The sequence below is a fragment of the Tenacibaculum amylolyticum genome, assembly GCF_964511145.1.
Classification (GTDB): domain Bacteria; phylum Bacteroidota; class Bacteroidia; order Flavobacteriales; family Flavobacteriaceae; genus Polaribacter; species Polaribacter amylolyticum.
Map to the genome: position 1 here is coordinate 42351 of NZ_CAZEFZ010000070.1, position 13114 is coordinate 55464.

The 13114-nt window shown below is 33.0% G+C and carries 4 protein-coding genes (1 of these 4 running past the window's edge); all 4 read left to right on the plus strand.

Annotated elements, in window-relative coordinates; genetic code table 11:
• Positions 1-799, plus strand: the end of a protein-coding gene (locus ACKTTC_RS20610; protein ID WP_456243514.1) for a beta strand repeat-containing protein. 1388 nt of this gene lie to the left of the window's left edge; 799 of the gene's 2187 nt are visible here — the last part of the coding sequence; its start codon lies beyond the left edge, outside the window; the stop codon is at positions 797-799.
• Positions 800-1045: 246 nt separating this feature from the next.
• Positions 1046-2230: a hypothetical protein gene (locus tag ACKTTC_RS16590; RefSeq protein WP_408040971.1), complete on the plus strand. Its 1185-nt coding sequence runs from the start codon at positions 1046-1048 to the stop codon at positions 2228-2230.
• A gap of 192 nt (positions 2231-2422) precedes the next feature.
• Positions 2423-12604 carry a BspA family leucine-rich repeat surface protein gene (locus ACKTTC_RS16595; protein ID WP_408040972.1) on the plus strand — a complete coding sequence of 3394 codons (10182 nt, stop codon included), beginning with the start codon at positions 2423-2425 and terminating at the stop codon, positions 12602-12604.
• 18 nt (positions 12605-12622) lie between these two features.
• Positions 12623-12799 carry a hypothetical protein gene (locus ACKTTC_RS16600; protein ID WP_408040973.1) on the plus strand — a complete coding sequence of 59 codons (177 nt, stop codon included), beginning with the start codon at positions 12623-12625 and terminating at the stop codon, positions 12797-12799.
• The last annotated feature ends 315 nt before the right edge of the window (positions 12800-13114 follow it).

The following is a 13114-nucleotide window of genomic DNA, read 5'->3' on the forward strand; positions in this document are numbered from 1 at the left end:
CGATTTAAGTATTTCTAATGGAAATACCATTGATTTATCAAGTCTACAAGACGGAACAGGAACGGACAATCAGGATTTGATTTTATCTGGTAATACCTTGAGTTTAACCAACGATAATACTACAGTTGATTTATCGAGTTATTTAGATAATACAGATGCTCAAACTTTGTCTTTAACAGATACCGATTTAAGTATTTCTAATGGAAATACGATTGATTTATCAAGTTTACAAGATGGAACAGGAACGGATAATCAAGAGTTAAACTTATCAGGTAATACACTAAGTATTTCTGGAAGTATAAAAACAATAGATTTATCATCTTATATAAATTCAGATAATCAAGATTTAACATCAGCAATACTATCTGGAACAGTGTTAACTGTAGCTATTGATAATGGAGCTTCAGTAACAGTAGATTTAGCTCCACTTTTAGCAGCGCAAGAAGCAAAAATCAATGATTTAATTTCAAGAATAGAAACGATAGAACAATGCGCTTGTAATGGTACTTTAAGTGTTGGAGGAGTAACAGCAAATAAAAAACAGCCAATTTTATATCAAAATATTCCAAACCCATTTAATGGTACTACATCAATAAAATATTATATACCACAACAATATGAAAAAGCTGCTATTGTATTTAGCAACACATCGGGACAAATTATTGATACAGTATATTTAAAAGAAAAAGGAGAACAGGAGTTATTTTTTAACAGTGCTTCATTACCTGTAGGAGTGTACTTTTACACATTATATGTAAATAGTCACAAGGTAGCTACTAAGAAAATGATTATTGAATAATTTGAAAATACTCTTCAATAGATTACCTAAGAGAAATAATGTAAATGAATACAAAATGTAATCGCAATTAAACGAAGGAAATTCAACCTCTTGTAAAACAAAATAATGATACTAAATGTAGTATTACTTATAGTAGTAAAAAAGTCAAATTTTAACTTTTGAATGTTAGTGTTTTAATTTTTGGCATGCTACTTGGTATTGTATAAATGTATATCAAAAAATGATACACATCTAAAATCAAATATTATGAGAAAATTTGTTTTACTACTTATAGGGTTTTTGTTAACTACATTTACAATGAATGCTTCAGAAGCAAGTACAAATACAACTGCACGTTATTACAATTACGGAAAATCATTCATTTTTACAGAGTGTGGAGTTGAGTTTGCGGTATATCCAGATGGACAATTCGATTTTTATCTTAATGGCTCAAGAAATGGTGTAAACGTGAATATAAATACTCCTGGAGTAAATATTAGTTTCAATTCAGGGTTTAATTACGACCCGTTTGTGCAGTATGATGATTATGGAGCAGTAGTACAAATTGAAGACATCCCAATTTTTTATGATCACTATGGAAGAATTGTTCAGGCAGGAGATGTTTTTATAAGATATAATAATTGGGGACGTGTATCTAGAGTAGGAGGCTTATTTGTACACTACAATAGTTATGGAGATTTTTTAAACTGTACAGGATATATTAATAGTTTTAATAGACGTTATGTGTACAGACCATTTCACGCTTATTTTGCCGTACCTGTAGTAAACAGATGTGTAGTATGGAATCGTCCTTACAGAAGGTTTTATTTACCATATAGATTTTCATATGCAGTATACAGAAATAACTATTACAACGGATACTATGGCAGATCGTATAGAAACCGTAGCTATTATAGACCAGAAAGTAGCGTAAGAAACTTCAATAGAGGACGTAGAGTAGCCACTGCTAGAAATGTAAGATTTAGATCTAGAGATAGTAGAAGATCGATGTATCAAAGAAACGACAGAAATTATAGTCGTATAAATAGAAATAACTCAAGAGTTGCTAGCAATTATAACCGCTCTACAAATAACTCACGCAGAGTATCAAGAAATACTATTATTTCAAGAGATAGAGCAGCAACAAGAACAGTTTCTAGAACTAATAGAACACAGGCTAATAAAAGAAATAGAAGTAGTATAGTAAATAGATCAAATAATAGAACAGCATCATATAACAGAGGAACTAGAAATACATCACAAGCTAAAAAAACTAGGAGTTATTCTAGGAATCGCTCAGCTAGTTCTTCAATGAAAAGAACTCAAAATAACAGGTACAAAACTAGAAGCAATCCATCAAGATCAAATTCTAGAGCAAGTAGAAATATAAGAACTAGTAGATCAAAAGGAAAAACAGCTACAAGAACAAGAACTGTTAGAAATAGAAAGTAGTAAACAAGTAGAAAGAAATAGAAATAAAATTAAAGCCATGCTATTAAAGTATGGTTTTTTCTTTTACTGTAAAACTCCACTTAAAAGACTCATTTTTTAGGTTTTGCTACCTTTTGCTACCATAGTTTTATTGTTTGTGTTATAGAAAGATGAGAGATTTGTAACTCTTACTAAAAGTAATTTTACACCCTCATGAAACAACTTTACACAATAATTTTCTTTTTTCTTTTTTTAGGAACAACTCAAGCACAATTCGTTTTTAAAGTTGAAACGACTACAGCTAATGAAACTTTTACCATTCCAACAAAACCTGGTGAAACCTATGCTTACCAAGTAAATTATACCAGAGCATCTGGTGAGTTACCAAGATTTGAGAATGCTAATGGAAGTAAAACGCTAACTTTTGTTGACCCTGGTGTGCATACTGTAAGTATTGATAGGATAGCTGGTGATTTTTTTACGGTAACTCCTTTTCCTGCAATTTATTTTAATAATACAGGAGACAAAGATAAAATTGTTTCTATCGAACAATGGGGAAACAATAAATGGGTAACTATGGAAGGAGCTTTTCATGGATGTTCTAATCTAGTTTTGAAAGCTTCTGATGAACCCGATTTAGGTTTGGTAGTAAATATGACATCTATGTTTGAAGGAACTACTAGTCTTGAAGATTTAAGAGATAATATCGGAAATTGGAATACAAATACTATTGAGAATCTTACAAATACATTTAAATCTTCTGGTTTTAATGAAAATATTGATAGCTGGAATGTGAGTAATGTACGGTTCATAGATTCGATGTTCGAAGGAGCAACTAATTTTAATCAACCTTTAAATAGTTGGATCACTACTAGTTTGGAGTTTGCCAATGCTGTTTTTAAAAGAGCTACAAATTTTAATCAAGAACTTAACAATTGGAATATGAGTTCTGTTCAAGAGGTAGGACAAATGTTTCTTGAAGCGCAAGCATTTAATCAAAATATTGGAGCGTGGGATATTAGTAACATAATAGAAATGGGCCAGATTTTTTGGAGTTCAGGAATTTCTGTTGAAAACTATGATGCAACAATACAAGGATGGGCAACATTAACTCTAGGAGAAACAGCTATCCCCACAAATATTTCGCTTCAAAATGTGACTTCTATAGCATATTGTGATGTCACTAGTAGAGCTATTTTAGAAAACACATATAATTGGTCTTTTGGAGGAGATTCACACATTTGTCCTGAAGAAGATAAATTTATTACAACTTGGAAAACAAATGCTACTGGTATTTCTGGTGCTGATGCAAGACGAATAGTTATATCAACAGTTAGTGGATATGATTATTATTATTCTGTTGATTGGGGAGATGGTACAATTACAAATAATCATACGGGTAATACAACGCATAATTATGCGATTGCTGGAACCTACCAAGTAAAAATTTATGGGGTTTTCCCAGCCATTTCTTCCAATACAAGTGTTACTAGGATGGAACGAAAAATACGATCAATTGATCAATGGGGAAGCTCAAAATGGTTGACTATGAAAGATGCATTTAGAGAATGTGATGACTTAGATGTATTGGCTACTGATATTCCAGATGTATCAGAAGTTACTGATATGTCGGGGATGTTTTTTGATTGTACAAACTTAGGAGTTTCTGGAACATTAGATTTTTCTGGTTGGAATACAAGTTCTGTTACTACTATGAAAAGTATGTTTTTCCAGGGAGATAATTTTACCGGTGCTAATATTGGAAATTGGGATGTTGGTAAGGTGACTGATTTTAATGGTATGTTTACTAATGCTCCTATTTTTAATGAAAATTTAAATGGTTGGAATGTAGGAGAGTTTGTAACAGGTGCTATAGACATGGGATCAATGTTCCTAGGAGCTTTCAAATTTAATTCACCACTAAATAATTGGGACGTTAGCAAAGTAACACGTTTTATACAAATGTTTTTTGGAGCATCAGATTTCAATCAAGATTTGGGAAGCTGGGATATTTCAAGTGGTTCTGATTTTGCCGCAATGTTAAGCGCTAGTGGTTTGTCTTCAGAAAATTATGATAAAACTTTAGAAGGTTGGGGAACTTTATCCGCTGGAGAAACTACTATTCCAACTAACAAAGAGTTAGGAGTGTTAGATTTAAGATATGCTGATCCAGTACATAGAGAAAGACTAGCAAATAATTACTCATGGACATTTGATGGAGATGCTTATGGAGGAATTGAAGAAGAAAAATTTATTACTACTTGGACGGTTTCTGGTGGAGATTTAAGTATTCCAATTTATATGCTAGGAACTTCAAATGACTATACTGTAGATTGGGGAGATGGAAGTATTGAAAGTGGTTTTACGGGCGATACTACACATACCTATGCAACAGCAGGAACGTACACTGTAAAAATCTATGGTGATTTTTCTCAATTGTATTTCTTTAATAGGGCTGGAAAAGAAAAATTAACAACTATTGAGCAGTGGGGAACAAACAAATGGACAGGTTTAGATTTTTCTTTCTACGGATGTTCTAATTTAGAGTTAAATGCAGATGATGTGCCTGATTTGTCACAAGTTACATCGCTTGGATATGCTTTTCAAAATGCTTCCTCATTTACTGACGCTAAAGACAAGTTAAAAGATTGGAACGTAAGTACGATCACTGATTTTGCAGGTATGTTTCAAGGAACAGCTTTTAACCGAAATATTAGTGGATGGAACATGCAAGCCGCTGATAATATTAGTCTAATGTTTTATAAGAATACTGTGTTTAATCAGCCTATCGGAAGCTGGACATTTAATAACTTAACAAAATGTGAAGCGGTATTTTGGGAAGCAACTAGTTTTAACCAAGATCTTTCTAATTGGGATGTGAGCAAGGTTACTATATTTAATTATATGTTTAATGGAGCTACATCTTTTAATCAGAGTTTAGCTAATTGGGATGTTGGTTCTGTACAAGGCTTAGGTTTACTAGGAATGGACAAGATGTTTGAGAATGCTGGTTTAAGTACAGATAATTATGATGCTACTTTATTTGGTTGGGCAACTTTAGATGCTGGTGAAACCCAGATTCCTAACGATATCACTTTTCATGGAGGTAATAGTAATTATTGTATTGGTTCTAGCGTACGACAATCTTTGATTAATAATAATAAATGGATTATTACCGATGGAGGTTTAGTTTGTGATGAAGAGGATAAGTTTATTTCTACCTGGAAAACTATTTCAAATAATGAACGTGTTCAAATTCGTACTACAGGAGGAGGATCTTCATTTGCTATAGACTGGGGAGATGGAAATACTACAGCAGAAGGCGGAAGCTCTTCTCATACTTATGCTACTCCAGGTACATATACAGTTAAGGTTTCAGGAGCAATTGGGCAATTATATGCTAATTATAGACCAGAAGCAGACAAAATGGAATCTGTAGAACAATGGGGAGCAGCCAAGTTTACTTCATTTCGAAGGGCTTTTGCAGGTGCAGATAACGTAGTTATTAATGCTACGGATACTCCAGATTTATCAAACGTTACGACTATGGTTGAAGCTTTCAATAATAGTAAGAAGTTAGTGGATAATGGAGGACAAATAAAAAACTGGGATGTAAGCAACATTGAAGATTTTACAAGCGCATTTCAAGGGGCGAGCTTGTTTGATGTGGATCTTGGAAACTGGGATTTAAGCAATGCACAGTTGATGAATAATATGTTAAATGGTACTGCATTATCTGTAGCTAATTACGATGCAACATTAAAAGGTTGGGCATCCAACTCAAATACACCTAATGATCTGAATTTTGGAGCTAGTAATCTAAAATATTGTTTTGCAGAAACTGATAGAAATACATTAGATGTAATAAAAAATTGGACGATAAATGATGCAGGATTAGGATGTGCAACTACTGATTTTTTTATTACTACTTGGCAAACTACTTCGGCCAATGAAAGTATTACAATTCCTACTACAGGTTCTGGTTATAATTATACAGTGAATTGGGGAGATGGATCTTTTGATACCAATATGACAGGAAATGCATCACATGTATATGCAACAGCAGGAATATACAGAGTAAAAATTTCTGGTGATTTCCCTAGAATATATTTCAATAATTTAGGGGATAAGAATAAAATTACTTCTATAGATCAATGGGGATCTCAACAATGGGCAAGTATGGCATCTGCATTTTACGGATGTTCAAATTTAGAACTAAACGTAAGTGACACACCAGATTTAAGTTCAGTTACTTCAATGGAAAGAATGTTCATGGGGACAACAAATATTGTAGATAATGAAGCATCTATGAACTCATGGAATACAAGTACTATTACTAATATGGCTAATATGTTTGCGAATTCAATTTTTGATTTTAACATCAGTAGTTGGAATGTTGGTAATGTAACGAACTTCTTTAGAATGTTTGACGGAAATACTGCTTTTAATCAAAATATTACAGGTTGGAATATAGGTGAAAATGTAACTGGTACAATCAATATGTCAGTAATGTTTAAGGATACTAATACTTTCAATCAACCTATTGGTAATTGGGATGTGAGCAAAGTAACAAGCATGAACGGAATGTTCCAAGGAGCAAAAAAATTCAATCAATCATTAGCAAATTGGAATGTAAGTAATGTTACTGAATTCATAAGCATGTTTGAAGATGCAGAAATGTTCAATCAAAGTTTAGGGGATTGGGATATTAGTAGTGCAACTAACATGAATGATATGCTTAAAAACTCAGTAGTTTCAACAAACAATTACGATACTACTTTAATAGGCTGGGCTAACTTAGAAGTAGGAGAGATACAAATTCCTACAGGTGTTACTTTTAATGCGAATACGATTCAATATTGTTTAGGTGAAACTGATAGAAATAAATTAACGAATTCTCCATATAACTGGAACATTACTGATGGAGGTACAAATTGTTCTAATGATTTTTTCATAACGACTTGGCAAACTACTTCACCTAATGAAAATATAACAATTCCAACTACAGGAACAGGATACAATTATGCTGTAGATTGGGGAGATGGAATTGTTGAATTAGGATTTACAGGTGATGCTGTACACACTTATGCAACAGCAGGAACTTATACTGTTAGAATCAAAGGAGATTTTCCAAGAATTTACTTTGGAGGTTCTACTTTGGCAAATGCACAACTAATTCAGACCATTGAACAGTGGGGTACACAGAAATGGACCTCAATGGAAGAAGCGTTTAAAAATTGTGGCTTCTTAAAAATTGAAGCAACAAATATTCCTGATCTTAGTGATGTGTCATCTATGGTAAGTATGTTTGAAAATGGATCTTGTATAGATAATGGAGGTAATCTAGGAACTTGGAATACAAGTACGATTACATTAATGGATAGTATGTTCCGTAACGCTACTATGGAAGAAAATATCAATTCATGGGATGTAAGTTCACTAAAAAGTATGAATTATATGTTTACTGGCTGTGAAGATTTCAATAGTCCTTTGAATCAATGGAATACAATTAACCTAGAATCTGCCATAGAAGCTTTTTCAGACACAAAAACTTTTAACCAAAACTTAGGAGATTGGAACATTAGTAATGTGACCGACTTTACAGATATATTCAGAGGAACTACAGGGTTCTCCGATGAAAACTATGATAAGACATTAATAGGATGGGCAAACCTTGAAAGTGAAGAAACTTTAAGTTTAAATGTTTCTTTAGGAGCAGGTAATGCTAAATATTGTTTAGCTACATCAGCTAGGAATATGTTGATATCAGCACCTTATAATTGGACAATCACAGATGGCGGTAATGCTTGTAACTCAACAGACTTTTTCATTACTACATGGCAAACAACTACAGATAATGAAATAATTATTATACCTACAACTGGAACAGGATATAATTACTCAGTTGATTGGGGAGATGGAAAAGTCACCTCTGAAGAAACTGGAAATGCAAGTCATGAATATGCAACTGCAGGAACATACACTGTAAGAATAAATGGTGATTTTCCACAAATTTACTTTTTTGGGGGTGGCAGCAACAATAGTATTCAATCTATAGATCAATGGGGTACACAGGTATGGAGAAATATGAATGGAGCTTTTTTCCGTTGTAGTAACCTTGTAATTAATGCTACCGATATACCCAACCTTAGCAATGTTACTGATTTTAATCAAACTTTTGTAGAAACTACATCTCTTACAGATAATGGAGGTAAAATGAAAGATTGGGATGTTAGTAATATCACTTCAATGTCAAATGCTTTTTCCAGATCTGGATTTAATGAAAATATTAATGATTGGAATGTTAGTAACGTCACTAATTTTTCAAGGATGTTCCAAGATAATAGAAGTTTTAATCAGCCTCTAGATCAATGGATATTTAATCAAGAATCAAGCGCTCAAATTAATGCACTGAATATGTTTTTCGGAGCTAGTGCCTTTAACCAAGATATCAGCGGGTGGAATACGAGTAAGTTTACAGTAATGACCAATATGTTCCGTAATGCAGTAGCTTTTGATAGAGATGTAAGCAACTGGGACATTAGTAATGCTACTGACGTATCAAACATGTTTACAGGTTCAGGGTTTTCTCAAGCGAACTTTGATAATTTATTAATTGCATGGTCAACCTTAGAAGGAGGTGAAATACGAATCCCAACAGGTTTAACTTTAGATACAGATACTACATATTGTTTTGGTGCAGATGCTAGAGATGTATTAACCTCAGCTCCATATAACTGGATAATTAACGATGGAGGAGCATCTTGTACAGATACTGACTTTTTTATTACAACTTGGCAAACTACCACAGATAATGAAAGTATAACTATTCCAACCATTGGAGCTAATTATAATTATACAGTAGATTGGGGAGATGGAACTATTGAAGGAGGTTACACAGGTAACGCCACTCACGAGTATACTACTTCAGGAACATATACAGTTAAAATTACAGGAGATTTTCCTAGAATACATTTCAATGCTGCCGGAGATAAAGACAAAATAATATCTGTTGATCAATGGGGAACACAGCAATGGACTTCTATGGATAGTGCTTTTAGGAGATGCGGAAATTTAGAAGTCAAAGCAACAGACGCACCAGATTTATCTTTGGTTACTTCATTACGAATGATGTTTAGGGCGTGTAGTTCATTAGATAAAAATTTTAAAGTTGATTTTTCAGGATGGAATACCAGCGGTATTGAAAATTTTGGTTATACATTTGCAGATGCGGCAGAATTTAATAGTAATAGTATAACTAATTGGAATGTAGGTAGCGCAAGTAGTTTTATTTTTATGTTCCAAGGAGCCGTGGCTTTTAATCAGGATATAAGTAATTGGAATATAGGAGAAAACGTTACTGGCAATGTTAATATGTTTTCCATGTTTCTTGCAGTGAGAGATTTTAATCAACCTATTGGGAAATGGGATGTTAGTAAAGTTACTAATACAGGAATGATGTTTCGTCAATGTGAAAATTTTGATCAAGATCTAGGTCAATGGGATATTAGTAACATGACAAACATGTCAGATATGTTCCGAAATACTGCATTCTCTAAAGAAAATTATGACGCTACCTTAATTGGTTGGGCCAACAAAGCTGTTGGAGAAGTGATACCTATGAATATTAACTTCAATGGAGGTGACAGTAATTATTGTTTGGGCGGAGAAGCTAGAAATATACTAATATCTGCACCTTATAATTGGACTATTACAGACGGAGGTATAGATTGTGATTTTACCAACGCTTTTATTACCACTTGGGAAACAACTAGTGCTAACGAAAGTATTACAATTCCAACTGCTGGAAGCGGGTATAGTTATGCAGTAGATTGGGGAGATGGAACTGTTGAAAGTGGATTTACAGGAGATGCCACACATGAATATGTTACAGCTGGAATATATAGTGTAAAAGTAATAGGAGATTTCCCAAGAATACATTTTGATAGTGGAAGTAATGCTTCACAAATACAATCTGTTGAGCAATGGGGAACACAAGTGTGGACTTCAATGGAAGATGCTTTTAGAGGTTGTTCAAATTTGGTCATTAATGCTACTGATAGTCCAGATTTATCTAATGTAACCAATATGAGCTATATGTTTAATGGCTGTGATAGTATAGGTTCTGCTGATTTTTCAGGATGGAATACTTCTAATGTAACCAATATGCGTTCTCTATTCGCTTTTTCTAGGTTCAATGGAAATATAAGCACATGGAATGTAGGTAAAGTTTCTAATTTTAATGGTTTATTTGAAAATAGTACTCGATTTAACCAAGATATTTCTCAATGGAATATTGGAGAATTTGTTACTGGTTTTATTGACATGGCAGAAATGTTTAGATCTGCAAATAGGTTTAATCAGTCATTAAACAATTGGGATGTTAGCAAAGTAGATAGAATGCATTTCATGTTTCAAAGAGCATCTAGATATAACCAACCAATGAATAATTGGAATGTTTCTAATGTGCTCTTTATGAATGAAATGTTTGATAGAGCTCTTAATTTTAATCAAGATTTATCTTCTTGGGATATTAGTAGTACTTCTACAATGGTAAATATGCTTACTGATACATCAGTATCTCAAGAAAATTATGATGCTACACTAATTGGCTGGTCTACCTTAGAAGCAGGAGAAACTATAATCCCAGCTAATTTAACATTAAATGCAGATGTTACTTATTGTTTAGGAGAAGCTGCTAGGAATACATTATCATCTGCTCCATTTAATTGGAATATTACTGATGGAGGAAAGGATTGTAGTAATGTCGCATTTTGGTCAGGAAATACAAATACTTCTTGGACAGAAACAGCCAACTGGATTGATAATGCCTTACCATTAACTACAAATGATGTTGTTATTCAAGATATAATAAATCAACCTATAATTTCTTCAGGAGTAGTTGCTGAAATGAATGATTTAACTATTGAAACATTAGCAGGTTTTGATATTTCAGATAATGGAGCTGTAATTGTTAATGGAGATTTAACTGTCAATGAAACTATTGGTATTACTTCTTCAGTGAATACTAGTGGAACTTTAATTGTAAAAGGAACATCAAATGGTATGGTTACTTTTGAACGTTCTGGTTTGGAAGCAAACAAATGGAGTATGATCACCGCACCAGTTTCAGGGCAAAGCATTAAAGAATTTATTGAAAATGCCGCAAACGATATTCGAGTAAATACTTCTGTAATTCCAAACCGTTATGCAGTCGCTTATTATGATGATAGTCAAGCAGCAGGTTCTAAATGGGTATATTATACAGCAGATGATATTGTAACCAATACTCTAACTTTTGAAAAAGGGAAAGGGTATATTATTTCTAGAGAAACAAATGGTTCTGTAACATTTACAGGAAATTTAACAACTGTAGATGAAACAGTAACAGTAGCTTCAGATCAATGGAATGCGATAGGAAATCCTTACACGGCATATTTACCAATTAATAAAAATGCAACTATGAATTTTATTCAAGAAAATATGAGCAAATTCAATCCAGCTTATGTTGCAGTATATGCTTGGAGTAATGATCAAAATAAATATGTAGCAAAAACATTATTAGATTCAGATACTTCATTTACAGTCGGGCAAGGATTCTTTGTAAAAATAGCTACAGGAGTTTCTTCAATAAACTTTAGAGAAAATCAACGTTTATCAGATGCAACTGGAATACAAACATTTTCAAGAGGGGCTGTTAATGTGAATACACCAAGTATTGAAATAATGGCTACACAAAGTGACATTACTGTAAATACGCATATTAAGTATCTGACCAACGCCACAAGGGGAATGGATACTGGGTATGATATAGGAAACTTCAACGGAAGTACATTTGATATCTACACACATTTAATAGATAATTCAGAAGGCAATGGCTTTACAATACAATCTTTACCAGAAACTGATTATTCAAATTCGATTATTCCATTAGGAATTACTTCTGAAGCAGGTAAAAAAGTACAAATATCAGCTAAAGGAGAAGGCTTTGATAGAAACTTAAACATCTACTTAGAAGATAAACTAACAAACTCTTTTGTACAGATTAATAACGGAGGAAGCTACACGTTTACACCACAAGAAACTATAAATGGTATTGGAAGATTTTATATCCATACAGAAGCAAAAGTATTGGGTATAGATGAGGTAAATAACCTTAGTAATATCAAGATATTTAAATCAGGAAAACAAGAATTAGCTATTCAAGGTTTACAAAATGGAGAAGAAGCTACAGTACACATATTTTCTTTATTAGGTAATGAAGTATATAAAGAGGAAATTATCGGAGCTACCACCAATACTATTGTACCTACAACATTGGAAGTAGGCGTGTATTTGGTAAGAATAGAAACGATTAAGGGAACAAAAAGCAAGAAAGTTGTATTTAAAAAATAAAGGAATCTATATTCAGCAATGAAAACAAAAAACAATCAAAATACTACAGAAGAATTACTAACTAGAAAAGAAGCAATTCAAAAGATTGGAAATTATGGGAAATACGCTGCATTAACTGCTTTAGGAACATATATACTATTAAACCCTAAAAAAGCACAAGCAGCAAGTCCAGAACCACCAGGAGATGGATTTTAGTTAAAACTTCCTAGCTAGGGATTATTTGAAAAGGTCAGTTATTTACAACTGACCTTTTTTGTCAAGTTCTTTGAAATAAATAGAATACAGCTTGAATAACTTCGTTTCTGCGTAGGTAGAGATCTTTTCTCTTTTCAATTGCTATTCTGAACGACGCCTGAGGAAACTCGAAGGCAAAGTGAAGAATATTTAACTTCAAAAAATTTCATTACGAACGAAATACAATGTAGTGAAGTAATCTTTTTGTCTTTTATTCTAGTGTCTTTTCTCTTGTCAATTGTCATTCTGAACGAGGCCTGAGGAGACTCGAAGGCA